Origin of the sequence: Xanthomonas sp. NCPPB 1128 (assembly GCF_001043115.1) — a bacterium.
Lineage (GTDB): Bacteria > Pseudomonadota > Gammaproteobacteria > Xanthomonadales > Xanthomonadaceae > Xanthomonas_A.
The window spans coordinates 23,893-49,405 of sequence record NZ_LFME01000015.1; the positions used below are offsets into that span (position 1 = coordinate 23,893).

Genomic DNA, 25,513 nt, shown 5'->3' on the forward strand with positions numbered 1-25,513 from the left:
ATGCGACGGCGTCGCGCGCCGCCACAGTGCCGATGGACGCGCGACGGCCCTGTCTTCGCCACGTCACCGTGCGCGCCTTATGATGCCGCGATGATGTCCTCCGTCCTGCGCTCCACGCTCGTCTGCGCCACCCTGCTGCTCGGTGCCTGCGCCTCCGCCCCCTCCACGCCGTCGCACGCGACCGCCGCGGCCGCCGCGCCCAACGCCGCCGCACCGGCCAGACTGCCCGCGCCAGTGCTGCTGATCTCGATCGACGGCCTGCGCGCGGACATGCTCGATCGCGGCATCACCCCGAACCTCAGCCGCATGGTCCACGACGGCGTGCGCGCGCAGTGGATGACGCCTTCGTATCCGTCGCTGACCTTCCCCAATCACTACACCATCGCCACCGGCCTGCGCCCGGACCATCACGGCATCGTCCACAACAGCATGCAGGACCCGCTGCTGGGCGCGTTCCAGATCAGCGATCGCGCCGCGGTCGGCGATGGCCGCTGGTGGGGTGGCGAGCCGATCTGGGTCGGCGTCGAGAAGGCCGGCCTGCATGCCGCGACCTGGGCCTGGCCGGGCAGCGAGGCGGCCATCCAAGGCGTGCGCCCCAGCCGCCGGCAGACCTTCGACGCGGACATGCCGCCGAACGCACGGGTCGATCAGGTGCTGGGCTGGCTCGACGATACCAGCGCGCCGCGTCCGCAACTGCTGACGCTGTACTTCGAACAGGTGGACGAAGCCGGCCACGACCACGGCCCGGAGTCGAAGGATTACGCGCAGGCCATCGCCCGGATCGATGCCGCGATCGGGCATCTGCTCGACGGCCTGGCGCAGCGTGGCGAACTGGACCGCGTCAACCTAGTGCTGGTCTCCGACCACGGCATGGCCGCGGTGCCGCCCAAGCAGGTGCTGGCGGTCGAGGAGATGGTGCCGCCGCAGCAGGTCACGGTGATCAGCTACGGGCAATCGGTGGGCATCGCCCCGCGTCCGGGCCAGGAGGCGGCGGTCGAAGCGCGGCTGCTCGGCGCGCACCCGCAGTACGACTGCTGGCGCAAGGGCGAGCTGCCGGCGCGTTGGCACTACGGCAGCAACCCGCGCATTCCGCCGATCGTGTGCCAGATGCACGAGGGCTGGGATGCGCTGCCGCGTGCGCGCATCGCCGAGAAACCGCGCGGCCTGCGCGGCTCGCATGGCTACGACCCGGCGCTGCCGTCGATGCGCGCGGTGTTCGTCGCCCGCGGCCCGGCGTTCCGCCGCGGCGTCACCCTGGCGCCGATCGACAACGTCGACGTCTACCCGTTGCTGACCCGCCTGCTCGGCATCCCCGCCGCGCCCAACGACGGCGATCCGCAGGCGCTGCTGCCGGCGCTCCGTTAGGGCGGGCCACCCATCCCCGAGCATGCCGCGCCGCGATTGCGCGTGCCTGTGGCAAGGAAGAGCGAGGAAGTGGACGTCCGTCCACGCCCGAGCGATGACGCGGCCGCGGGCGCGCGCAACCGCGGCCCTTCGGGTTGGGCCTGGCAGGCGCGCGGCCGGCGCCGCGCGGCTTGACCTGACGGCCAGTCAGGCGCTGCGCCACGCAACGCCGGCAGCGCGCCTGCCAGACCCAACGCGGCATACTCGGGAATGGGTGACACGCCCTAAGCGTCGGGGCAACGGCCGCGTCCCGCCGGCGCCCACGTTGGGCGACGCGTGCGACAATGGCCGCATGCACTCGCCCGACTCCGCGCAACCGCCGCGCCTGCGCCATCGTCTGCGTCCGCTGATCTCGCAGGAGAGCTGGAAGCAGCGCGCCGTGCTGTGGGGCGGTGCGGTGGCGGTGGCCCTTGTGTCCATCGTCTTCGCCAAGGCCAGCGACGCCGCCTTCCACGTGTTCCAACGCATTACCGCGCATTCGCCGTGGTGGGCGCTGCTGCTGACCCCGGGTGTGTTCGCCCTGCTCGCCTGGCTGACCAACGGCGCGCTGCGCCCCACCCGCGGCAGCGGCATCCCGCAGGTGATCGCCGCGCTGGAACGTCCCGACGACGGTTTCCGCCAGGCCAACCTGTCGCTGCGCGTGTCCGCCGGCAAGCTGATGCTGACCACGATGGCCCTGTTCGGCGGCGCCTCGATCGGCCGCGAAGGCCCGACCGTGCACGTCGGCGCCAGCCTGATGTACGTGTTCGGGCGCTGGTTCGGCTTCCGCGACGCGCGCCAGGCCAGCCACTTCCTGCTGGCCGGCGGCGCCGCCGGCATCGCCGCCGCGTTCAACACGCCGCTGGCCGGGGTGGTGTTCGCCATCGAGGAACTGAGCGGGCGTTTCGAGCACCACTTCTCCGGCACCCTGCTGACCGCGGTGATCGTCGGCGGCGTGATCTCGCTGGGCCTGCTCGGCGACTACACCTACTTCGGCCGGGTCGCCACCGCCGGCCTGCCGCTGGGCAAGGCGTGGCTGGCGATCCTGCTGTGCGGCGTGGTCGCCGGCCTGCTCGGCGGCACCTTTTCGCGCATGGTGCTGGCGAGCGCCGCCGGCAGGCCACGCTGGCTGGGCGAGCTGCGCCGACGCCAGCCGGTGCTGCTGGCCGCGCTGTGCGGCCTGGCGCTGGTGTTGCTGGGCCTGATCTTCGGCGCCGGCGCGTTCGGCACCGGCTACGAGCAGGCGCGCAGCCTGGTGCAGGGGCATGCCAGCGTCGGCCATGAATTCGGCCTGATGAAGCTGCTGGCGAACCTGGTGTCCTACGTGGCCGGCATTCCCGGCGGCCTGTTCTCGCCGGCCCTGGCGGTCGGCGCCGGGCTCGGCCACAACCTGGCCGTGCTGATGCCGGGCGTGGACCCGCGCATCTTCGTGCTGCTGGGCATGTGCGCCTATCTGACCGGGGTGACCCAGGCGCCGCTGACCTCGGCGGTGATCTCGCTGGAACTCACCGACAGCAGCGACATGCTGCTGCCGATCCTGGCCACGGTGCTGATCGCACGCGGCGCCTCGGCGCTGGTGTGCCGTACGCCGATCTACCGCGGCCTGGCCGAGCTGTTGCTGGTGGCGCCGCCGCCGGCGCCTACGCCGCCCGCCGAAGAGGACGCGCCGACCTCGCTGGTCGCCGATCTGGCCGGCAGCGAGCACGACGACCGCGACGACGGCCCCACCGCGCCACGTCCGCACTGAGCGGCGGCTTGCCCTGCGCAGCCGATGCCCTGCGTGGCGGCGCGCCCCGGACAGTGCACTTCCCGCTTCGCCCTGCGCAAGGCCGCTCGTCTTCCGGCGAGCGCCCGCAGGAAAACAGGCATAAAAAAACGCGGCGCAAGCGCCGCGTTCTTCGTCGCAACCGGTGGCTGGCTCAGCCGGCCTTGGCGACCGTCTTCTTGGCCACGGCCTTCTTTGCCGCCGGCGCCTTGACCACCGACTTCTTCGCGGCCGGCGAGGCAGCGCCCACGGCCACCTTGCTCACGCTGTGCGAGCGCGAATTGCCGTAGCTGGCGTTGTAGCGCTTGCCCTTGGCGGTCTTGCGGTCACCCTTACCCATGCTCATCGACTCCTGAATGTGTTTGCGAAAACCCCCGCGAGATGCACGGGGTTTGGCGAGGCCAACGCGGTCAGCGCCCTCGCGCAAGGGCGGCAAGCCTACCACGTGCGCTCAATGGGCGCAGCTTGCGTCGTGCACGTGGCCGTGGTTCAGGCGCAGGTTGAGCAGGTGGGCCAAGCCGACAAGGGTGCCGCCGAAGGTCATGATCGCCGCGTGCGGCGCCACCGCGTGGTGCAGCGCCGGCACCAGCAGCCCGGCCCACAACGACAGCAGGCCCAGCAGCAGCAATCCCAACGCCTGCCACACGCGATGCCGGCGATAGCCGAGCATCAGGCTGAACAGGCCCAGGCAGGTCACGAACAGCACCAGGGTGCGCTCCACGCCGTCGCCCAGCCACATCGACAGCCCCAGCGATGGCAGCACGGCGAGCGCCAGCGGCAACACCGCGCAATGCACCGCGCACAGCAGCGAACCGGTGGCGCCGAGGCGGTCGAGCGCGGCGCGCAGATCGAACGGTGAGGACATGACGGTCGGCACGGGTTGAAAGTGTTACGGAATAATATAACATTCGGCCGCCGGCGACCAGCGCGCCCCGAGTCCCTTCCCCGACCGTCCACCGCCGCTGTGCGGTGCCGGCAGCGCGCACGTCGCCCCCGACTGTCCCTCCTAATGGAATGCCCATGCCCTCTCCCCGTCCCGCCCTGCTCCGCCGTTCCGCCCTGTCCCTGGCCCTGCTCGGCCTGCTGAGCCCGTCGCTGGCCCTGGCTGCCGACCTGACCCCCACGACGACCGCGACCGACGCCACCCCGCCGGCCAGCGACAGCCGCCACGGCGCAGGTCACAGGCAGGATCGGCACGTGAAGGACATGGACCAGGTGGTGGTCACCGCCAGCCCGCTGCGCGATGCCGCCGGCGCGCTGAGCCAGCCGGTGGACGTGCTGGCCGGCGAACGCCTGGACGAGAACCGCGGCGCCAGCATCGGCGAGACCGTGGCCAGCCTGCCGGGCGTGCAGAGCTCCAACTTCGGCCCCGGCGTGGGCCGGCCGATCATCCGCGGCCTCGACGGCCCGCGCGTGGCGGTGCTCAACGACGGCCTGTCCTCGCAGGACGTGTCCACGGTCAGCCAGGACCATTCGCCGGCGGTGGAGCCGTTCCTGGCCGACCAGATCGAAGTGCTGAAGGGCCCGTCCACCCTGCTGTACGGCTCCGGCGCCATCGGCGGCGTGGTCAACGTGGTCGACGGGCGCATCGCCGAGACCCCGGTCGACGGCGTGCACGGCCGTGCCGAAGCGCGCTGGGAAGGCGGCGACAAGAGCGGCAACACCGACATGTTCCGCGTCGACGCCGGCAACGGCAGCGGCCTGTCGATCCATGCCGACGGCGTGTATCGCAACCTGAAGGACTACGACACGCCGCAGGGCCCGCAGCTCAACTCGTTCGTCAAGTCCAAGGTTGGCTCGATCGGCAGCTCGCTGGCCGGCGACTGGGGCTTCGTCGGCGTGTCGGTCTCACGCTTCCGCGACAACTACGGCAACCCGGGCGAGCCCGGCGATCCGGCCGCCGGCGAGCGCGGCGTGTCGCTGCAGCTGCACCAGGACCGCTTCGAACTCAAGGGCGCGCTGAACGACCCGTGGGGCGACGGCAGCGCACTGCGCTACAGCTTCGGCCACACCGCCTACACCCATACCGAGTTCGAAGGCGCGGAAGTGGGCACCAAGTTCGACAAGCGCGCCAACGAAGGCCGCGTGGAGGCCTCCTTCGGCCTGGGCGGCGGCTGGCAGACCGCGGTCGGCGTGCAGGGTAGCGACTCGACCTTCCAGGCGGTCGGCGAAGAAGCCTTCGTGCCGAAGACCGACACGCGCGCCATCGGCGTGTTCGCGCTGGCGCGCAACAGCTGGGACCGCGTGCAGGCCGAGGTCGGCGCGCGCGTGGACAAGACCAAGTACGAGACCGACACCGGCGTGGACCGCGATTTCACTCCGAAGAGCCTGTCGCTGAGCGGCGGCTTCCGCTTCAACGAGCAGTGGCGCCTGACCGCCAACCTCGACCACGCCGAGCGCGCCCCGGCCGAGGAAGAACTGTTCGCCAACGGCCCGCACATCGCCACCCTCGCCTACGAGATCGGCAACCCCGATCTGAAGACCGAGAAGGCCAACCAGGCCGAACTGGGCCTGATCTTCAAGAACGACTGGGTCGACGCCAAGGTGGCCGGTTACTACAACCGCTACGACGACTTCATCTACATCGTCGACACCGGCGGCCAGTGGTTCCACGAGGAAGACAACGACTTCCTGCCGATCCGCCAGTGGACCCAGGCCGATGCGGTGTTCCACGGCTTCGAGGGCGAGGCCACCTTCCACCTGGCCAACAACGACAACGGCGCGTGGGACCTGCGTGTGTTCGGCGACACCGTGCGTGCGCGCCTGAAGGACGGCGGCAACCTGCCGCGCATCGCGCCGGCGCGCTACGGCGCGCAGCTGCGCTGGGACGCCAGCCACTGGCGCGCCGCGCTGGGCGCCACCCGCTACCAGAAGCAGGACAAGGTGGCGGTCAACGAGACCCCGACCGCCGGCTATACCCTGGTCGATGCGCACCTGGCGTATCACGTCGATACCGGCAGCACCGCCTGGGAAGTGTTCCTGGACGGCAACAACCTGACCAACCAGGACGCGCGCGTGCACACCTCGTTCCTCAAGGACGATGTCATGCTGCCCGGCCGCAGTGCCTCGTTCGGTGTGCGCCTGTTCTTCTGATCGGGCACGTTCGCCGCAGCGTGACGAGGCCGCCTTCGGGCGGCCTCTTTTTTCCGGCTAATGCGGCGCGCTGCGCGAGAACACGTTGATCACCACCACGCCGGCGACGATCAGCGCCATGCCGACGATCGCCGGCGGATCCAGTGCCTGGCCGAACCGCCACCACGCCAGCAGCGAGATCAATACGATGCCGATGCCCGACCAGAGTGCATAGGCCACGCCCACCGGCACGCTGCGCAGGGTCAGCGACAGCAGATAGAAGGCGATGCCATAGCCGCACAGCGCCAGCAGCGTCGGCCACAGCCGGGTGAAGCCCTCGCTGGCCTTCAACGCCGAGGTCGCGACCACCTCGGCAAGGATGGCCACCAGCAGGAACAGCCAGTTCTTCATTGCAGGACACTCTTGGAAACACGCGCGCCACGATAGCAAGCGGCGCGTGGTGGCGATGGCGAAGGTCATTGTCGCGGATGCACGCTGCGCAGGAGCGGCGCTTTGTGCCCTCCTGGAAATAGACTGCGATGGGCATTCCGGGATCGTCTCTGTCACGGCTGCGTCCCTCCTGCGACGCCACGCATGACCACACGCACGACCAACCGAAGCGACGCCGCACTGCGCAGCGCACGCCGCAGGTTGCAGTGCGATGGCGACCTGCCTGGGCAACCTGTCACGCAAACGCGGTCTGTACCGCGCTGCACAACAGTTCGATCGCCCGACGGCGTTACAAAGGGCGCCGCGCGTTGCCCCCTGTCTCGCGCCGTCCCGGCCGATGCGACGCGGCCGCGCGCTGCACGCGCGTGCCGCATCCCGGCCGATCGTTCCGAATGAAGAAAGGAGAGATTCTTCATGCGCCTTGCCCCGCTTCGCCATCTGCTGCCCCTGTCCGTCGCCGCCGCCCTGCTCGCGCCCCCCGCGCTGGCACAGACCGTCGACGCGCCCGCTGCGCCTGCAGCGCAACCCGATGCCACCACCCTGGATACCGTCGTGGTCAGCGGCACCGCGCGTTTCAAGGGCTTGCGCAAGCGCGACGCGAGCTTCTCGATCACCACCGCCACGCCCGAGCAGATCCAGCAGGCGGTGCCACAAAGCAGCGCCGACCTGCTGAAGATCGTGCCCGGCGTGTGGGCCGAACCCAGCGGCGGCGGCACCGGCGCCAACATCTTCGTGCGCGGCATGCCCTCCGAAGGCGACGCGCCGTTCGTCACTTTCCAGCTCGACGGCGCGCCACTGTTCCCGCCGCCGACCCTGTCGTTCCTGGAGAACTCCACGCTGTTCCGCACCGACGACACCATCGAGCGCATGGAAGTGCTGCGCGGCGGCCCCAGCCCGATCTTCTCCAACGGCCAGGCCGGCATCACGGTGAATTTCATCCAGAAGCAGGGCCAGGACGAGCCGGAAGGCAGCGTGCGCGTCACCGGCGGCAGCGATGCCCTGCGCCGCATCGATCTGTTCGACAGCGGGCCGATGGGCAACGGCTGGTACTACAGCGTCGGCGGTTTCTTCCGCGAGACCGACGGCGTGCGCGACCCGCAGTTCCCGGCCGACAAGGGCGGTCAGTTCAGCGCCACCCTGAGCAAGCGCTGGGACAGCGGCGAGCTGTCGTTCTATGCGCGCCACACCGACGACAACAACGCCTTCTACACGGCGATCCCGTTGCTGTCGCGCAACAACGGCCACGATCTGTCCAGCTTCCCCGGCCTCAACGCGCAGCGCGGCACGCTGCTGAGCGACGACTTCCGCAACGTCACCCTGCCGGTCGGCCCGAACGGCCAGACCATCCAGCGCGATCTGGGCGACGGCCGTGGCGTCAACATCGACGTGTTCGGCGGCGAGCTGAATTGGCAGGTGGGCGACTGGACCATCGCCGACCGCTTCAACGTGATGGGCGGCACCGCGCCGACCTATGCGCTGTTCACCGGCGACGCGCCGCAGCGGCTGGGCGACTTCATCGCCGGCTACGGCAGCCCCGGCAGCGCGCGCTATACCAATGGCGGCGGTGCGGTCGATCCGAACCAACAGGTACTTGAAGCCGGTTGGTGGTCGGTGGACAAGCGCCTGAACTCCTTCACCAACGATCTGCGCCTGAGCCGCACGCTGTTCGCCGGCAATACGCTCACCGTGGGCAGCTACTACGCCAGGTATACCTCCAACGACACCTGGTATCTCGGCAACACCATGCTGCTGACCGCGCAGAACCATGCACGGCGCATCGACGTGACCCTGGACGACGGCCGCCAGCCCACCCGCGACGGCTTCACCAGTACCGCCTTCCTGGCCCTGCGCGCGCACTACCGAGGCGAGAACGCCGCGGTGTTCGTCGCCGACGAATGGGACCTGGACGAGCGCCTGCGCCTGGACCTGGGCGTGCGCTACGAGCGCCAGCACGTCACCGGCACGGTGCACGACACCGCCACCGTGAACCTGGACGGCAATCCGGCCACGCTCTACGACAACGCCACCTCGATCTCGCTGCCGAGCGCGCGGCGCATCGACCAGGACGACGACGCGCTGTCGTGGACCGCCGGACTGAACATCAAGCTGGACGCGCACAACAGCGTGTTCGCGCGGGTCAATGCCGGGGTCAAATTTCCCGGCTTCGACAACCTGCGCGACGGGCAGACCAAGGTGCAGGACATCCGGCAGTACGAACTGGGATTGAAGTCGGGCGCGGCCGACTACGATCTGTACCTCACTGCGTTCTACAACACCTTCAGGAACTCGCCGTTCCAGGCCTTCCTGGCCAACGGCAGCAACTTCACCACGGTCGGCGATTCGCGCGCCTATGGCCTGGAAATGGAGGGCGCGATCCGCCCGTTCGGCGGCTTCGAACTGGCCGGCACCGGAGTGTGGCTGGACGCCAGGTACCGCAATTACCGCGAGTACACCGGCAACCAGGTCATGCGCCAGCCCAAGCGGCAGTTCCGGCTGACCCCGAGCTACTACTGGATGCTGCCGTTCGGCGACCTGCGCGTGTTCGCCACCTATTCCTACATCGGCGAACGCTACGCCGACCTGGCCAACAGCCAGCGCCTGCCGTCCTACGACATGCTCGACGTCGGCGCCAGCCTACACAGCGGCGAGCACTGGGAGTTCACCGTCAGCGGCAGCAACGTGACCGACACGCTGGGCCTGACCGAGGGCAATGTGCGCGTGCCGGGTGCGGCCACCGGGGGCGTGTTCATGGGCCGTCCGATCGCCGGCCGCCAGTATCAGCTGTCTGTGGCGTACCGCTGGTAACGCCTGCACGCTTGCAGACGCATGTGATGCGATCACCGCGGCGGTAGCGCGGCGTCGACCGCGACAGACGCGATCGGGCGCCTGTCGCGGTGGCAGCCGCTCGTGCAGACGCGCGCGCGCCATCGCCGATCCCAAGTAACCGCGACACCTCACTGTCTCGACACCCTCCCTTCGCGCTCTCTTCGCAATCCCTTCGCGGTAACGCCGCGATGCTGGCGGCCGGGTTCGGATGCGTGCCCATTCGCCGGCGCCGCGATGGCGGTGCCGGTACCCAGGTCGATTCGCTCCATGCTGCGCCACGGCGCGCGCGGCGGCGGTCCCCAGGCAGGAGAGACCGATGCAGCATGACCCCCGCCGTTCCGATGACGCGTCCGCCGCCGCCGACAGCGCGCGCGATACCCCGTTGAGCGAGGACGAGGCCGCGCTCGCGCGTCGGCTCGGCATCAACGGCCTGTCGCGCCGCGAGTTCATCGCCCTGCTTTCGGCCGCCGGCCTGAGCAGCGCAGGCGGCCAGATCCTCTTCAGCGAGGCCGCCTTCGCGGCGCCCGTTGCCAAGGCCGCGCCGCCGCAGAACGCGTTGCCGGTGGTGCTGGAGGTCAACGGCCAGCGCCACGCGCTGCAGTTGGATCCACGGACCACGCTGCTGGACGCGTTGCGCGAACACCTGGCGCTGACCGGCACCAAGAAGGGCTGCGACCACGGCCAGTGCGGCGCCTGCACGGTGATCGTCGATGGCGAACGCCGCCTGTCCTGCCTGACCCTGGCCGCACAAGCCGAAGACACGCAGATCACCACCATCGAAGGCCTGGCCGACGGCGAACGGCTGCATCCGATGCAGGCCGCCTTCGTGCAGCACGACGGGTTCCAGTGCGGTTACTGCACGCCCGGGCAGATCTGCTCGGCGGTGGCACTGTTGAACGAGATCAAGCGCGGCGACGCCAGCCACGTCAGCACCGACGTCAGCCGGCCGGTCACCGAGCTGAGCGACGCCGAGGTGCGCGAGCGCATGAGCGGCAACATCTGCCGCTGCGGCGCCTACCCGAAGATCGTCGCCGCCATCCAGGACGTGCACAGCGGCGGCGCGCCGCGGCCGCTGAGCTGGCGCTATGTCGACCAGTCCGAGCTGACCGCCCTGAAGATGGCGAAGGAGGTGGCCGATGACGCCGTTTAAGTACCAGCGTGCGACCTCGCCGGAAGACGCGGTGCACCGTGTGGCGGCCAACCCGAACGCCCGCTTCCTCGGCGGCGGCACCAATCTGCTCGACCTGATGAAGGAAGGGGTGGCCGGCGCCGACGAGATCGTCGACCTGACCCGGCTCAAGGGCCTGGCCGAGATCGCCGAAACCGCCGACGGCGGCCTGCGCCTGGGCGCACTCGCCAACAACACGCAGACCGCCAACCACCCACTGGTGCGCCAACGCTATCCGTTGCTGAGCCAGGCGATCCTGGCCGGGGCCACGATGCAGTTGCGCAACATGGCCAGCAATGGCGGCAACCTGCTGCAGCGCACCCGCTGCGGCTACTTCTACGACAACGCCCTTCCCTGCAACAAGCGCGAACCCGGCAGCGGCTGCGGCGCGCGCGAGGGGCTCAACCGCACCCACGCCATCTTCGGCCACAGCGCGCAGTGCGTGGCGGTGCACCCGTCGGACATGTGCGTGGCGCTTGCCGCGCTGGACGCCACGGTGCACGTACGCACGCCGGCCGGCGCACACCGCGACATCCCGTTCGCCGAGTTCCACCTGCTGCCCGACGCACGCGCCGACCTGGACAACCAGTTGGCGCATGGCGAACTGATCGAGTCGATCACGCTGCCGGCGCAGCGCTTCGCCGCGCATAGCCACTACCTGAAGGTGCGCGACCGGGCCAGCTATGCGTTCGCGCTGGTGTCGGTGGCCGCGGCGCTGGCGCTGGAACCGGACGGACGCATTCACGAAGCACGCATCGCCATGGGCGGGGTGGCGCACAAACCCTGGCGCGCGCACGCCGCCGAACGGGCGCTGGTCGGGCAGCGTGTCGGTGAAGCCGCCTTCGCCGCCGCTGCGCAGGCCGAGATGGCGGCGGCACGGCCGCTGGCGCACAACGCCTACAAGATCCCGATGGGCACGCACGCGATGATCCGCGCCCTGCACCACGCCAGCGGCAGCGACGCCGCGTGAGCGGCCAACCGGAGAACCGGCAATGAACTACATCGGCAAGGAAATGCGCCGCGTCGACGGCTACGCCAAGGTCACCGGCAAGGCACGCTATGCGGCGGAGTTCCAGATCCCGCATCTGGTCCATGGCTACATCCTCACCAGCACCATCGCCAAGGGCCGCATCGTGCACATCGACACCCGCGCCGCCGAAGCCGCGCCGGGCGTGATCAAGGTGCTGACCCACCTCAACGCGATCAAGCCGGTGTCCGACGCGGTCAAGAAGAAGGGCGAAGACCTGTCGTTCCGCGCCCTGGTCGACGACCGCATCCATTTCAACGCGCAGCCGATCGCGGTGGTGGTGGCCAGTACCTTCGAGCAGGCGCGGCATGCCTCGCGGCTGATCCGGGTGGACTACGCCGCCGAGCCCGCGCACACCGACTTCGACGCGCTGCTCGACCAGGCGCACGATCCGACCCCGGAAGACTCGCCGAAGCCGCGCGGCAACCCGGCCGCGGCGTTCGCCGCCGCGCCGGTGAAGCTGGAGGCTGCGTACACGATGCCGGTCGAGCATCACAACCCGATGGAGCCGCACGGCGGCATCGGCTACTGGATCGGCGACACCCTGACCGTGGTCAACAAGAGCCAGAACGTCTACCAGGACCGCGAACAGTTGGCCGGCTACTTCGGTATTCCGGTGGACAAGGTCAATGTGGTGTCGCTGTTCGTCGGCGGCGCGTTCGGCTCGTGCCTGCGCCCGAACTACTACACCTTCCTGCTCGGCGCGGTGTCCAAGGCGGTCGGCCTGCCGGTGAAAATCGTCTACACCCGGCGGCAGATGTTCAGCGGCCATGGCTACCGCCCCTACTACCGCGTGGAACTCGGCCTGGGCGCCGACGCCGCCGGCACGCTGCAGGCGATCCGCTACCGGCACGTGCTCAACACCTCGCGCATCGAGGCGTTCAACGAGGCCTTTTTCCGCAACGCGCGCTCGCTGTACGCCTGCCCCAACGTGGAGGATCGCTTCGAGGTGGTGGAGACCGACCTGCCGACGCCGCAGGCGATGCGCGCACCCGGCACCATCAGCCAGATGTTCGGCATCGAGTGCGCGATGGACGAACTGGCCCATGCGCTGAAAATGGACCCGCTGCAACTGCGCCTGGCCAACTACGCCGAGACCGATCCGGATACCGGCAAGCCGTTCTCGAGCAAGGCGCTGCGCGAGTGCTACGCGCTCGCGGCCGAGACCTTCGGCTGGAGCAAGCGCACGCCCGAGCCGCGCTCCATGCGCGACGGCCGCCTGCTGGTCGGCTGGGGCATGGCCACTGGCACCTGGGCGGCGATGCAGATGCCGGCGCTGGCGCGGGTGGTGCTGAAGGCCGATGGCAGCGCCCGCGTCGGCAGTGCCACGTCCGACATCGGCCCCGGTACGTACACGGTGATGACCCTGATCGCTGCCGAGTACCTGGGCATCGACGCCAAGCGCGTGCAGTTCGAACTCGGCGACACGCGCCTGCCCAAGGCGCCGGCGCAGGGCGGCTCGTGGACCACCGCCAGCGTCGGCAGCGCGATCCACGGCGCGGCGCGCGAGATCCGCGGCAAGCTGCTGGAACTGGCCAGGCAGGACGGGCAGGCCGCATTCAGCGGGCTGGACGTGGATGCGGTGGAACTGGTCGACGGCCAGTTGCGCCCGACCGGCAAGCCCGAAGCCGGCCTGGAGGTTGCCAAGCTGATGCGCCAGCACGGCCTGCAGGAACTGGAGGTGGTGCACGAATCCAAACCCTCGGCCGAGCGCAAGCAGTACGCCACCGCTGCGCACGGCGCGCAGTTCATCGAGGTCAAGGTCGATCCGGATACCGGCATGGTGCAGGTGACGCGGGTCATCGAAGCCACCGCCTGCGGCAAGATCATGAATCCGCTGACCTCGCACAGCCAGGAAATCGGCGGCGTGGTCATGGGCATCGGCATGGCGCTCAGCGAGGGCACCGAGATCGACCATCGCTACGGGCGCATGCTCAACGCCTCGCTGGCCGACTATCACGTGCCGGTCAACGCCGACGTGCACGAGATCCAGACCATGTTCGTCGAGGAGGACGACACCATCGTCAACCCGCTCGGGGTCAAGGGCATGGGCGAACTGGGCATGGTCGGCATCCCCGCGGCCATCGCCAACGCCGTGTTCCACGCCACCGGCAAGCGCATCCGCGACCTGCCGATCACGCCGGACAAGTTGATCGGCTGAGCATGTTGATGGGTTGAGCGCGATCGTCCCCTGTGGCGGCGGGCTCCAAAAATGTATATGCAGCGCGCCCTCGCCCTCCCTCGTAGGAGCGGCTTCAGCCGCGAAAGGCGTTCCCGGTAACGCCTGTCGCGGCTGAAGCCGCTCCTACAACAGGGCTTCCGTCGTCATTGGGGAGGCCCTTTCAATAACGTCGACCGTCGACTGACGGAAACTTCCGCTCGCTTCAATCGGACATCGCGTAGCAATCCCCGCAGGATCACCGTAACGCCCAGCCCCACGGCAACCGCTACGGATCCAGCCACCCCCGCGCCACCGCCGCCTGCACATCCTCCGGCGTGTCCAGGTCCAGTGCCAATGCCGGCGCGACGATGCAGCCGAGGCTCTCCGGCGCCAGCGTCGCGAACAGCGTGCGCAAGCCCTGGTCGCCGCCCAATGGCAGTGACTGCCAGCGGTGCTGCGCCACCACTGCCGGCATGCCGCGCACGCCGGCGTAGGCGCTCACCGCGCAACCGGACACCGCCCGCGCGGCCGCCGCCAGCAGGTCCTGCAGATGCGCCGCGGCCAGCGCCGGCTGGTCGCAGCCGAGCACCAGGCTATGGGTGATCGATGCATCGTCGCGTACCGCCGCACGCAGGCAGTCGAGGCTGCCGCCCATGCCGGTGGACCAGTCCGGATTGCGCACGCATTCCACCGGCAATCCCTCCAGCAACGGGCGCAGCGCCTCGGCCTGCGCGCCCAGCACCACCACGCAGCGTGCCGGTGCCGTGGACAGCGCCAGGCGCACCACCCTGCGCAGCAGCGGCTCGCCGTCGCTGGTCAGGGTCTGCTTGGGGCGGCCGAGGCGGCAGCTGGCGCCGGCGGCCAGGATCAACGCCGCGTGCACCTGCGCCATCACCTGCCGCCCTCGGCCAATCGCGGGACTGCCGCCAACGCATCGCGATGCGCTCGCCGCGGCCTGTCGCCCGCCTGCGCGACCGCGCTCAGCCGCGGCGGCACCGCACGGCTGGCCTGCAGTTGTGCGGCGATGCTCAGCGCGATCGCCTCCGCGCCGTTGCCTCCCAGGCGCAGCCCGATCGGCGAATGCAGGCGCGGCGACAACTGCGCGCGTTGCGTCGGACTCAGCAAACGGAACAGGTCTTCGCGCCGCCGCACCGGCCCCAGCAGGCCGAGAAACGGGATCGCACTGCCGGCGAGCGCATCCAGCGCTTCGCGATCCAGTTCGAAATTGTGGTGCATCACCAGCGCCGCATCGCTGTCGGCGCAGCCGGCCAGGGCGCGTGTCGGCGTGCATTCGAGGGCGCGGTCGGCCAGCGCCGCCAACGCAGCCCAGCGCGGCCGCTTCTCGACCAGGGTTGTCATCCAGCCCAACTGGCGCAGCAGGGGCAGCAGCACGGGGGTTTCCGGGCCGGCACCGAAGACGCTGACCCGCGGCGGTGGCGGCACATGCACTTCGCCGACGCGCGGCGCCGACGCCGCAGAAACGGTGCGCCACGGCAAGCGCCACCGCAACGTCTGCCCGGCCACGCTGGCGACAAAATCGCCATCGGCCTTCAGCGCCAGGGTCAAGCCACCGCGCCCCTGCAGCCAGGCCTGGGCCAGCCCGTCGAAGCCAGGCAACGCGAGCAGCGGCAGCAAGGCCAGGTGCAAACGCCCCCGGCAGCCGGCTGCCGAGCCGGACAACAGGTCTTCGTCCTCGCGCGTATCGATCTCCATCCACAGCGGCGTGCCGGCGTCGGCGGCCTCCGCAGCGCACCGCGCAATCTCCGGCTCCAGGCAGCCGCCACTGAGCCAACCCTGCTGCAGACCGTCGGCGCCGAACAAGGCCATCGCCCCGGCATGCGCGTAGGTGGAGCCCTCGCGGGCCATCGCCACGGCGAGGACCGCGGGCGTGCCGCGGCGGCAGGCGTCGAGGGCGTCATGGAGGCAGTGTCGGGCAGCGGACATGCGGCGGCAGGGGGCGACGTGAGAAACCTGAGCCTAAGCGGCAGCCTGTAGTCGCGAGGTGACCCTGGCCGCCGTGTGTGTGCGTCGGGTTCGCGACCACGGCAGCGCAAGAAGGCGGCAACCAGCCCACGCCTGCGATCGGCGATGCGTGGCATCCCGCCGAAGTCCGGCGTTGCCCCAGATGCCGTGGCGCGACGTTGCGCCGCCCGCAGGTCACACACCCGCCGCGGCAACGCCCCGCTACAGCAAATGGAAGCGTTCGAAGCGCTGCAACGCCGCGTCGATCGCCGCCTGCAGCGCCGGGCGGCGCGGTTCCAGCCAGGTCCATTGCTGGACCAGCAGGCGGCCGGCGCGACGGTCCATCTTCAGGTCCAGCGCGGCGACGATGCGGTCGCCGACCAGCACCGGCAGCGCAAAGTAGCCCAATACCCGCTGCGGCGCCGGCACATAGGCCTCGAAGCGATGCGTGTAGCCGAAGAACTGCTGCAGCCGCTTGCGCTGGATCACCAGCGGATCGAACGGCGACAGCAACTGCGCCCGCGTCGGATCGGGCAGTGGCGGCGCGCTGTCCAGCAGCTCCGGCTCGGCCCACAGGGCGATGCCCTCCTGGCCCTGCAGATGCACCGGACGCAGGCGCTTGCGCGCCACTTCCGCGGCGATCAATGCGCGCACCGCCGGCTTGGCGGCCGTCTCGCCATAACAGACCGAGTCCACGCCGACGACGGCTTGCGCGCGCAGCGCACGCTGCAGCAGGTAACGCGCGTACTGCGCCTCGCTGACCGGACGCGGCCGCTGCCGCCAGCCGAAATGCCGCGCGGCCAGCTCATAGGTCTTGAGCATGCCGCTGCGCTGGCTGACCACCAGATCGCCGCTGAAGAAGCCGTACTGCAATGCGGCCCGCGACGGCTTGCGGCTGCCCCATGGATGGGTCTTCTCGACCAGCACCTCGTCGTCGATGTCGCGGATCGACAACGGCCCCTCGCTGCGGATGCGCCGCAGCAAGCGCGCGTAATCCTGCGCATCCACCGTGCCCCTTGCATCGGCCTGTGCACGACGGCGCGCCATCTGCGCCACGTACATGCGGTAGTCGGCGACCGGCACGTAGGCCAAGGCATGCGTCCAGTACTCGAACAGCGACTTGTCCTGCGATTGCGCCTGCTCCAGGTCCTGTTCGCGGTAGTCGGGAATACGCGTATGCAGCACGTGGTGGTGGCTGCGCGCGATCACGTGGATGGTGTCGATCTGTACATAGCCCAGGTGCGCGGTGGCCTGCCGCACCGCCTCGGCGCCATGGCCGAACGGCGCCGGCGTGGTCAGGCGCTGCGCGTGCAGCCATAGTGCGCGCGCCCGGGCGGGCGGGAGTGGAACAGAAGCGATGGGAGTGCGCATCGAACGACCTTCCTGGCAACGCGGCAGCGCCCATCAGGATAGCAACCGGATTGCGCAACGCGGACCGCGATGCATCCATTGCGCCGCGTTTCGTCGACGCCCGCCGCGCTTCGTCCGCCGCGGCCGCCACTGGTCCGATCGCGCAGGCGCGGCGACGCCGCGCTGTCGACACTGCGCGCCATCGCCACCGCTGCTCACGCCGCCATGCCCTCGATCGCCGCCATGCCTCGTCATCCCGCTCCCGCCGCGCCCCACTTGGCGCAGTCGCACGCCGGGCAAGGCTGGGCAACACGCCTGCTGCGCGGTGCGGCGGCGCTGTGGATGAGCATCGCCATCGGCGGTCAGCTCGCCTTCGCCGCCTACGTCGCCGGCTTCTACGGACGCACCGCGCTGGCAGGCACTCCCGAGCGCTGGAACCAGGTGATGGCACGTGGCCATGTCGCCGGCGACAGCATCTTCAATGCGGTGCTGGCGCTGCACCTGGGCCTGGCCGTGGCGATCGTGCTCGGCGGCGCACTGCAGCTGCTGCCGGCGTTGCGGCGCAAGCGTCCCGCCCTGCATCGCTGGAACGGACGCCTCTACCTCGTGTGCGCCGTCGTCCTCAGCCTGGGCGGGCTGGCGATGATCTGGATCCGCGGCGGCGTCGCTGGCGACCTGGGACAGCATCTGGGCACCAGCACCAATGCGGTATTGATCCTGCTGTGCGTGGCCATGGCCTGGCGCCACGCCCGCCGCGGCCGATGGCCCGCGCATCGGCGCTGGGCGCTGCGCCTGTTCCTGGCGGTCAGCGGCGTGTGGTTCTTCCGGATCGGGTTGATGGGCTGGCTGGCGCTCAACCAGGCGCCGGTCGGCTTCGATCCGGACCGTTTCGTCGGCCCGACGCTGACCGCATTGGCGTTCGCGCAGGCATTGTTGCCGCTGGCCGTGCTGGAACTGTATCTGCGCGCACTCGATAGCCGCCGCAGCGGCCCGCAGTGGCTGGCGGCGGTGGTGCTCGCCACGATGAGCGCGGCCACCCTGGTCGGCACCCTCGCTGCGGTCATGGGCATGTGGTGGCCAGTACTGCGGCAAGCCTGAGCGGCTGCCGCGCCGAACGTCCGCGCTCCGGTATGCTCGCGGCCATGTCGCCTCCGTCCCCGCTCTCCGCACCGCCGCGCACACCCGCGCTGCTGACCTGGGCGCGCATCGTGCCGGTGTTCGGGGTGTCCGGGATGCTCGGTCTGCTGATGAGTCTGAGCTGGGACGCTCCCCTGCCGGTGCTGGTCCGCAGCCTCGTGCTGGGCGCCGCCGCGCTGGGCGCCTACACGCTGTTGGAGCGCTGGCCGCGACACCTGCCGCGCTGGCTGGCACGCTGGGTGCTGCAGGTGTTCGGCGTCGCGTTGGCGATCCCGACGACGACCCTGCTGATCTACCTGGGTTCCACCCAGTCCGGTGCGCCGCCGTTCTGGCAGGACCCGGATCGGCTGGCCGGCTTCGCCACGCTGACCATCGTCGGCGTGCTGATCGCGCCATGGGTGGCCCTGGCCGCCCTGGTCCGGCAGAAGGACGCACTGGCCCGGCACCAGGCGCTGGCGTTCGCGCTGGAGCGCAGCGAACTGGAGCGCGAGGCGCTGGACGCGCGCCTGCAGCTGTTGCAACGCCAGGTCGCCCCGCATTTTCTGTTCAATACCCTGGCCAACGTACAGGCGCTGATCGATGTCGGTTCGCCGCGGGCCGCGGAGCTGATGCGCAGCCTGATCGCCTACCTGCACGCCGCGGTGCCGCGCCTGCACGAGGCGACCAGCACGCTGGGCGACGAACTGGCGCTGGCCCGCGCCTACCTGGAACTGATGCACATGCGCATGCCCGACCGGCTGCACTACGCCATCGATGCCGAGGACGCCGTGCAGGGAGTGCGCTGCCCGACCCTCGCCGTGCTGACCCTGGTCGAGAACGCGGTCAAGCACGGCATCGACCCGACCGAAGACGGCGGCAGCATCGCCATCCGCGCCTGGCGCAGCGGCGAGCGTTGTCATTTGCGAGTGGAGGACAGCGGCGCCGGCGAGGATCATGACCGCGGCGGGCTGGGCACCGGGCTGCGCACCTTGCGCGACCGCCTCGCGCTCGGCTTCGGCGACACCGCGCAACTGCAGTTGCGTCCACGCCTGCCGCACGGCACCTGCGCCGATCTCAGCCTGCCGATGACGGCACCGCCCCGATGATCGCGCCCACCGCGCTAATCGCCGACGACGAACCGCTGCTGCGCGAGGCCTTGCGGCGGCAGCTGGCACGTCTGTGGCCCGAATTGCGGATCGTCGCCGAGGCGCGCAACGGCCGCGAGGCGGTGCGCCTGTTCGAGGAACACGCGCCGCAGATCTGCCTGCTCGACATCCAGATGCCGGGCCTGTCCGGGGTGCAGGCCGCGCAGCAGATCGGCCGCAGCGCGCATCTGGTGTTCGTCACCGCCTACACCGACTACGCGGTGCAGGCCTTTGCCGAAGGCGCGCTCGACTACCTGGTCAAGCCGGTACAGGACGCGCGCCTGGCCGATACCGTCGCACGGCTGCAACAGCGCCTGCAGGCCGCGCAACCGGCGGCCGACCTCACCGAGCAACTGCTGCGCCTGGCGGAGCGGCTGCGCCCACCCGAGCGCGCCGCCCCGCTGCGCTGGCTGCAGGCGCAGAGCGGCAGCAGCGTGCGTCTGATCGCCGTGGAGGCCATCGACTACCTGCGCTCGGACAGCAAGTACACCAGCGTGGCCTGGCGCGACCCGGATGGACAGGCATGCACCTCGATCGTGGCCACGCCGCTCAAGGACCTGGCCGCGCAACTGGATCCGGATGACTTCCAGCAGGTGCACCGCGCGGTGGTGGTCAACCGCCGCGCGATCCTGCATGTGGTGCGTGGCGACAACGACACCGCACAGATCCACTTGCGCGGCCGCGCCGAAACGCTGCCGGTCAGCCGCACCTATCTGCCGTTGTTTCGGGCGATGTAGCGACATCCTCCGCGCCGACCCGGCGCCACACCACGCGTCCAGGTGATGGCGTGCATGCCTGCATTCCGCTTCGCGCGGCCGCGGCGGCCCATCGGTTGCACGGACCACGCGGCCGTCGATGTACTGGAGCAATTCGCAAACGCTTTGCCCACGCCGGCAGCGCGTTTCGGCTGAAATCCCACGTCATCGCGCCGCGATCGGCACAGTACCGGAACACATGCGAACTGCGTCATTTTCGGAGCGTGCGTTGCGCTTGCGACGGAAATCCAGATGCGGGTAGTTTGCGCCGCGCCTGGCGATCGACCGCAACCCGATCCGATCGCGAACGCCAGCATGCAACGCCTCGATCGGTATTACGCAGGCGATGCCTGGCCTGCAGGCGGCAAGCGCCATGGACCGTCCCCCACCTCCCCTGGATCCGCCACATGACACCATTTCGCACACGACCGGCCACTGTCCTGCTGTCGGCACTCGCGCTCGGCCTGGCCGCAGGCAACGCCGCGGCCGCCGCGAGCGCAGCCGACGATCCGCTGTTCCGCTATCAGTGGTACCTGCACAATCAGGGCCAGGACGTCATCGGCGACACCCGGCCCACGCCGGGCATCGACCTGGATGTGGACATCCTGCATGAACTGAACATCCGCGGCGCAGGCACCAGGATCGGCGTGATCGACGGCGGGTTGGACATCCGCCACGAAGACCTGGCCGCCAACATCATTCCCAACGGCTCGCACAATTTCCTGGACGGTTCGCACGATCCCAAACCGAGCGATGCGGACGACGCGCATGGCACGGCCGTGGCCGGCATCGCCGCCGCGGTGGGCTGGAACGGCAAAGGCGGACGCGGCGTCGCCCCGCAAGCGTCGCTGGCCGGCTTCAACTTCCTGCAGTCGGACCAGAGCGACGACAAGCTGCGCAATGCATGGGGAAATGGCCCCGAAGCCAGAAACCTGGACATCTTCAACAACAGCTGGGGCATCGTTTCCAATTTCTATCCCAACGTCTCGGTCGAAGATCAGTACGCCTGGGAGAAACTCATGCGTGCCGGACGCAACGGCAAGGGCGCCATCTACGTCAAGGCGGCCGGCAACGACTTCGACAGCTTCATCTACGAAGACGCGCAAGGCGCTCTGGCCGATCATTGCCCGGATCTGCCCAAGCGCTACAACGTCGCCTGCAGCCTGGCCAACGTCGATCCGAGGAACGATCTGATCACCACCATCGTGGTCGGTGCCGTCAATGCGAGAGGCGTGCGCAGCTCGTACTCCTCGCCCGGCTCGGCGGTCTGGGTCAGCGGCTTTGGCGGCGAATACGGGCAGCAGAAGCGCTACCAGCAGTCCCGGTCGGCGCCGACCGCCAGCGACCCCCACTACGATCCGGCGATGGTGACCACCGATCTCAGCGGCTGCGCCGCCGGCTACAACCGCGACGGGGTACCGGTGGAGAACGCACTCGACGGCAGCAAGTCCCCGATCGACACGTCGTGCAACTACACCGCGGGCATGAACGGCACGTCCTCGGCCACACCAACCGTGGCGGGTGTGACGGCGCTGATGCTCGGTGTGAATCCGCACCTGACCTGGCGCGACGTGAAGTACATCCTGGCCACGACCGCGCGGCAGATCGACAGTGGGCAGCCAAAGGCGCTCTACAACGGCAGCGTGATCGATCCCGGGTGGATCACCAATGCCGCAGGCCATCGCTTCAGCAATTGGTACGGCTTCGGCCTGGTGGATGCGGCCGCGGCCGTGGAAGCGTCCACGCACTTCACGGCGCTGCCGCCGCTGCAGGACACCGACTACCAGGTCTACAGCGGTGCGGCCAGCACCATCGGCGGTGTCGCATCGCCAGCCAGGCTGACCGTCAACATCAAACAACAGATGAAAGTCGAGGCCGTGCAACTGTATTTCGACGGCACCCACAAGGATCCCAGCCGTCTGCGCGTGGTCCTGATCTCCCCGCATGGCACCCGCAGCTACGTCATGACCCCGTTCTCGGCCTTGAACAAGGACGTCTACACCCAGGGCATGTCGATCCCACTGACCGCCAGCAATGCCTTCCTGGACGAAGCGGCGGCCGGACCCTGGACGCTGGAGGTCGCCGACATGCTCGACGCGCATGGCAAGGAACAACTGCAGCACTTCGAACTCCGCGTGGTGGGCCACTGACATGAAGACCAATACGCTCTTTCTTTTCGCCGCGCTCGCACTGACCGCGGCCGCGCCCGCTTCGGCCCAATACGCCGATGCCCAGGCACTGCATCAGGCAGCAAGCGGCAAACGCTTCCAGGTCGGCCGCAGCACCTATCGTCTGCTGTCCGATGCCACGGTGCGCACCGCGCCGCAGATGGCAGGCAACGGCACGCAACGCGCACAGGTCGCCGCGGCCGATGGCGGCGGCACCGTCGCCGCCCGGATCGGACCGTATGCCATCGTGGTCGGTGGCAACGCCCGCGCCGGCACCGCAGCGGCGGCCTCGTCCCTTGCGGCGGACGGCGCCGCGCTGCGCGCCGCGGTCGACGAGCGCAGCGGCCAACCGGTGGTGGTCACCGGCAAGCTCAAGCTGTTCGGCACCACGCAGGATGCGGCCCGGGCATTGGCCCGCCGCAGTGGCGGCCACCTGGTGTATGCCTCGGACGTCGATGGCAGTGCCATGATCGACTACGGCTCGGCCGACGCGGCGATGGCGGCGTCCAGGCAACTGCAGGGAGCGCCTGGCACGCGCGAGGTCTCCATGGAGATCGTGCAGGGCTTCAATCGCGCACTGTGACGTTCATGCGCGTCGCCCAGCCACGCTGGGCGGTCGCGTGCAGCGGACGCCGCGCCCCTGCACAACCAGGCGTTCGTTGAACCAGTGGGCGGGACGCATGGCGCGCCTGGGCCAGCGCGGGCTTCGGCATGCGCCGTGCCCGCCCCGCGACCGCGCACCGCAGCAGCACGTCACGGCGGACAGGACGTGCCCGCGTTGCGGTGATAGCAGGCATTGCCGACCGCAACCCATCCCGCTCCGAGCTGGGTCGCGTCCTGCGCGCTCATGTTGCAGGTGTACTGGGTCAGCGTGCCCGCCGCACTGCAGAAGGCGCCGCCCGGCCAGGTCTTGACGCTGGGGTCGTACCAGATCGTGGTGCTGATGGTCTTGCCCTGGGTGATATGCCCCATGTACACCGAGGTCAGCGTCCAGTGGCTCGGATCGCGGTCCAGGTTGATGGGATTGCCCTGCTTATCGCGCACCGGCTTGGTGTGGCCCTTGCCGATGACCTGCAGCAGCCTGGGCAGGAAACCGACGTCGTTGGAGGTCGCCGTGCCGGCGAGATTCCACTGCCCGCCCATGTTGCGGATGTCGTCGTCCAGGCAGAACGCGAGGCTGGGCGTGTCTTCGTACCCCTGCGGGCACCACGGCGTGGACGGATCCTGCGCCGGGGTCGCGCCGGTACGGCCCAGGTCGATCTGATAGAACAGGGTCTGGCCCTGCGTATTGCCGAGGATGAAGCTGAAGGCATACCCGGTGTAGCTGGGTGCCGTCCCGCCGCAGCGGACATCGTCCTCGTAGGTCCTGCTCAACCCGACGCGGACACGAATGGCGCCGAGACTGGACAGCGGCGCGCTGGGCGTGAAGCCCGGCAGGGCGTTACTGCCCCAGAACCTCGGATCGGCGGTCACCAGGAACAAGTCCTTTTCGCCATCGTATGGATTCGGATTGCCAGGATCCGAGCCCGCGCACTTGTTGTCGGCTTGCGCCAGTTCATAGGCGTTGGCGTGACCGGCATACACCGGGTAGTACTTCACCCGCGCACGCACACTCTCGGCTTGCCAGCCCTGCCCCGACCCGCTGACGACCGGCTGCAAGGTGTCCGAACTGTTCGGATTGGCGCCCCATTGCGCCAGGGCATACGCGGTGGACTGCTGTGGGCCGGACGTCCCAAGGATCTTGCCGTTGTCGTCGTTGAAGATCAGCGACGCGGGCAGCGGTTGCATGAGTTCGGCCGGGGGATCGGCCATCGCCTGGGCGATCGGCAGCAGCGTCGATGACAACATCCAGCACAGCACGCGCACGTTCTTGTCCATGTGCATCCTCCATTGCGCCTGATCCTGCGGCAGGAAGCCGACACACCGCCGGCATCGCGCGGGACTGCGCCCGCGCCGCGCCATTATCGTCCTGCATCCGGCAACCGGCGGCGCCGAGCGTAGACAAGCGACGCCGCATTCCGCGCCGCGGTCGACCTTCCAGATCCATACGCGCAACGCCAGCGCCCGCCATGCCTTCCATGGCATCGACACCCTTGCGCCTGCCAGCAGCACTGCCGCCCTCAGCTGGACACGACCACCCGCCACTGCCGCGCTTCCACCTGCTCCCAGGCGATCTCCACCGGCAGGAACTTCTCGATCAGGCGCGCATTGCTGGACAAGTGCGCGCTGACCGTGTCGGTAGTGAAGGCGCCGCCGCCGGCCAGCGCCATCGGCAGCAGCAACTGGTCGGCGAGGTGCTCGCCGACGCAGGCGCCACTGTCCAGATAGCGGTGCACCTGCGCCGCCAGGCGTTCGCCGACCTGCTCGGCGGAGACGCCGCGCTCGCCGTGACCGGCGAAGACCTCCACGTGCGCCGCATGCCGCACCCGCACCAGCGCGGTGTTGCCCGGCCCCATCGCCGGACGCACGCTGTGCACGTGGCGCGGGTTGGCATCCACGCCGAGACGCTCGGCCAGCACCGCCAGTTCGCGCCGGCCGATCTTGCCGGACAGGCCCGAGACCAGCACCTGCGCGTCGAGCGCCTGCAACGCGCCACGCGCGTCGAAGGACACCTGCTGCAGCTGCGCACAGGGCACGATACCGGCACGCAGCGCGCCGCCGCCGGCCGGATAGAAGCCATGCCGGTCCAATGTCAGCGTGGCGCTCACCCCCAGGCGCTGCAGCGCCGGCAGGTACGTCTCGGCGAGGAAGTCGGTGCAGGGCGCCAGCGGGTTGTGGGTGCCGCCTTCCAGGGTCAGGCGCGACGGCGCGGCGGCACGCCACAGCGCCGGCAGCACCGTCTGCAGCACCAGCGTGGTCGAGCCGGCGCTGCCGGTGGCGAACCGATAGTCGCCGGGCACGACCGCTCCCGGCTCGAACCGCAGCGTGGTCGCGCCGATCTGCGCCCCGTGCGTGCGCGCCTGGCCGATCGTGGCCGCGGCGACGACCGCGGTCAGGTGCTGGCGCATCAGGCCCGGACGCGGACGTGCGCCGCGGATGTCGTTGAACGTGAAGCCGGTGCCGGTGCACAGGCTCAGCGTCAGCGCGGTGCGCAGCAACTGCCCGCCGCCGGCCGCACCATCGAGTTCGATCATGTCCATTGCCAAACAATCCATCGTTGGAAAA

Annotated in this window: 20 protein-coding genes; 12 read left to right on the forward strand and 8 right to left on the reverse strand. The window is 69.6% G+C overall.

What is annotated here, in order from left to right:
• Nucleotides 1–90 precede the first annotated feature (90 nt).
• Together ACP93_RS11095 and ACP93_RS11100 are read left to right on the forward strand one after the other, a co-directional pair.
• Entirely contained in the window at nt 91–1,365 is a 1,275-nt protein-coding gene (locus tag ACP93_RS11095) for an alkaline phosphatase family protein (RefSeq protein WP_082143434.1), read from the forward strand.
• 331 nt (nt 1,366–1,696) lie between these two features.
• Complete coding sequence (locus ACP93_RS11100; protein WP_048490753.1) at nt 1,697–3,130, forward strand: chloride channel protein; 1,434 nt, start codon at nt 1,697–1,699, stop codon at nt 3,128–3,130.
• A gap of 172 nt (nt 3,131–3,302) precedes the next feature.
• Here the strand turns inward: ACP93_RS11100 and ACP93_RS11105 are convergent, their stop codons facing one another.
• Both ACP93_RS11105 and ACP93_RS11110 read right to left on the reverse strand, forming a co-directional pair.
• Nucleotides 3,303–3,488: a 30S ribosomal protein THX gene (locus ACP93_RS11105; protein ID WP_048490754.1), complete on the reverse strand. Its 186-nt coding sequence runs from the start codon at nt 3,486–3,488 to the stop codon at nt 3,303–3,305.
• Nucleotides 3,489–3,599: 111 nt separating this feature from the next.
• A complete protein-coding gene (locus tag ACP93_RS11110; RefSeq protein ID WP_048490755.1) occupies nt 3,600–4,013 on the reverse strand; it encodes a MerC domain-containing protein in 414 nt (137 codons plus the stop codon).
• Nucleotides 4,014–4,168: 155 nt separating this feature from the next.
• Between ACP93_RS11110 and ACP93_RS11115 the strand changes: the two genes are divergently transcribed.
• A complete protein-coding gene (locus ACP93_RS11115; protein WP_048490756.1) occupies nt 4,169–6,241 on the forward strand; it encodes a TonB-dependent receptor in 2,073 nt (690 codons plus the stop codon).
• Nucleotides 6,242–6,298: 57 nt separating this feature from the next.
• Here the strand turns inward: ACP93_RS11115 and ACP93_RS11120 are convergent, their stop codons facing one another.
• Complete coding sequence (locus tag ACP93_RS11120) at nt 6,299–6,631, reverse strand: DMT family transporter (protein WP_010343489.1); 333 nt, start codon at nt 6,629–6,631, stop codon at nt 6,299–6,301.
• Nucleotides 6,632–7,084: 453 nt separating this feature from the next.
• Between ACP93_RS11120 and ACP93_RS11125 the strand changes: the two genes are divergently transcribed.
• The 4 genes from ACP93_RS11125 (at nt 7,085) to ACP93_RS11140 (ending at nt 13,852) form a co-directional block, all read left to right on the forward strand.
• Nucleotides 7,085–9,475 (forward strand): TonB-dependent receptor, encoded by a 2,391-nt coding sequence (locus tag ACP93_RS11125; protein ID WP_048490757.1) that lies wholly within the window; start codon nt 7,085–7,087, stop codon nt 9,473–9,475.
• A 337-nt stretch (nt 9,476–9,812) separates the two neighbouring features.
• A complete protein-coding gene (locus ACP93_RS11130) occupies nt 9,813–10,646 on the forward strand; it encodes a 2Fe-2S iron-sulfur cluster-binding protein (RefSeq protein WP_048490758.1) in 834 nt (277 codons plus the stop codon).
• Nucleotides 10,633–11,634: an FAD binding domain-containing protein gene (locus tag ACP93_RS11135; RefSeq protein ID WP_048490759.1), complete on the forward strand. Its 1,002-nt coding sequence runs from the start codon at nt 10,633–10,635 to the stop codon at nt 11,632–11,634. The genes ACP93_RS11130 and ACP93_RS11135 overlap by 14 nt, the downstream gene beginning before the upstream one ends.
• A 22-nt stretch (nt 11,635–11,656) precedes the next feature.
• Entirely contained in the window at nt 11,657–13,852 is a 2,196-nt protein-coding gene (locus ACP93_RS11140; RefSeq protein WP_048490760.1) for a xanthine dehydrogenase family protein molybdopterin-binding subunit, read from the forward strand.
• Nucleotides 13,853–14,138: 286 nt separating this feature from the next.
• Here ACP93_RS11140 and ACP93_RS11145 read toward each other — a convergent pair whose 3' ends face one another.
• The 3 genes from ACP93_RS11145 to ACP93_RS11155 form a co-directional block, all read right to left on the reverse strand.
• Nucleotides 14,139–14,744 carry a nucleotidyltransferase family protein gene (locus tag ACP93_RS11145; protein WP_048490761.1) on the reverse strand — a complete coding sequence of 202 codons (606 nt, stop codon included), beginning with the start codon at nt 14,742–14,744 and terminating at the stop codon, nt 14,139–14,141.
• The gene (locus tag ACP93_RS11150) at nt 14,744–15,796 is read right to left on the reverse strand and encodes an XdhC family protein (RefSeq protein ID WP_082143435.1); all 1,053 of its coding nucleotides are present in this window, start codon (nt 15,794–15,796) and stop codon (nt 14,744–14,746) included. The genes ACP93_RS11145 and ACP93_RS11150 overlap by 1 nt, the downstream gene beginning before the upstream one ends.
• A gap of 240 nt (nt 15,797–16,036) precedes the next feature.
• Nucleotides 16,037–17,185 carry a winged helix-turn-helix domain-containing protein gene (locus ACP93_RS11155; RefSeq protein ID WP_048490763.1) on the reverse strand — a complete coding sequence of 383 codons (1,149 nt, stop codon included), beginning with the start codon at nt 17,183–17,185 and terminating at the stop codon, nt 16,037–16,039.
• A gap of 222 nt (nt 17,186–17,407) precedes the next feature.
• On the opposite strand from ACP93_RS11155, the gene ACP93_RS11160 reads away from it, so the two are divergent.
• From ACP93_RS11160 to ACP93_RS11180, 5 genes are all read left to right on the forward strand, one after another.
• Nucleotides 17,408–18,262 carry a DUF2306 domain-containing protein gene (locus tag ACP93_RS11160; protein ID WP_228136015.1) on the forward strand — a complete coding sequence of 285 codons (855 nt, stop codon included), beginning with the start codon at nt 17,408–17,410 and terminating at the stop codon, nt 18,260–18,262.
• Between the two features lie 44 nt (nt 18,263–18,306).
• Nucleotides 18,307–19,386: a sensor histidine kinase gene (locus tag ACP93_RS11165; RefSeq protein ID WP_106407092.1), complete on the forward strand. Its 1,080-nt coding sequence runs from the start codon at nt 18,307–18,309 to the stop codon at nt 19,384–19,386.
• Complete coding sequence (locus ACP93_RS11170; protein WP_048490766.1) at nt 19,383–20,162, forward strand: LytR/AlgR family response regulator transcription factor; 780 nt, start codon at nt 19,383–19,385, stop codon at nt 20,160–20,162. The genes ACP93_RS11165 and ACP93_RS11170 overlap by 4 nt, the downstream gene beginning before the upstream one ends.
• A gap of 425 nt (nt 20,163–20,587) precedes the next feature.
• Entirely contained in the window at nt 20,588–22,330 is a 1,743-nt protein-coding gene (locus ACP93_RS11175; RefSeq protein WP_048490767.1) for a S8 family serine peptidase, read from the forward strand.
• 1 nt (nt 22,331) lies between these two features.
• Nucleotides 22,332–22,931, forward strand: coding sequence for a hypothetical protein (locus ACP93_RS11180; protein ID WP_048490768.1), 600 nt, complete (start codon nt 22,332–22,334; stop codon nt 22,929–22,931).
• 170 nt (nt 22,932–23,101) lie between these two features.
• Here the strand turns inward: ACP93_RS11180 and ACP93_RS11185 are convergent, their stop codons facing one another.
• Nucleotides 23,102–24,460, reverse strand: coding sequence for a hypothetical protein (locus ACP93_RS11185; RefSeq protein WP_131721618.1), 1,359 nt, complete (start codon nt 24,458–24,460; stop codon nt 23,102–23,104).
• An 8-nt stretch (nt 24,461–24,468) separates the two neighbouring features.
• Nucleotides 24,469–25,488, reverse strand: a complete 1,020-nt coding sequence (gene rtcA, locus ACP93_RS11190) for an RNA 3'-terminal phosphate cyclase (protein WP_048490770.1) — start codon at nt 25,486–25,488, stop codon at nt 24,469–24,471.
• Nucleotides 25,489–25,513 lie beyond the last annotated feature (25 nt).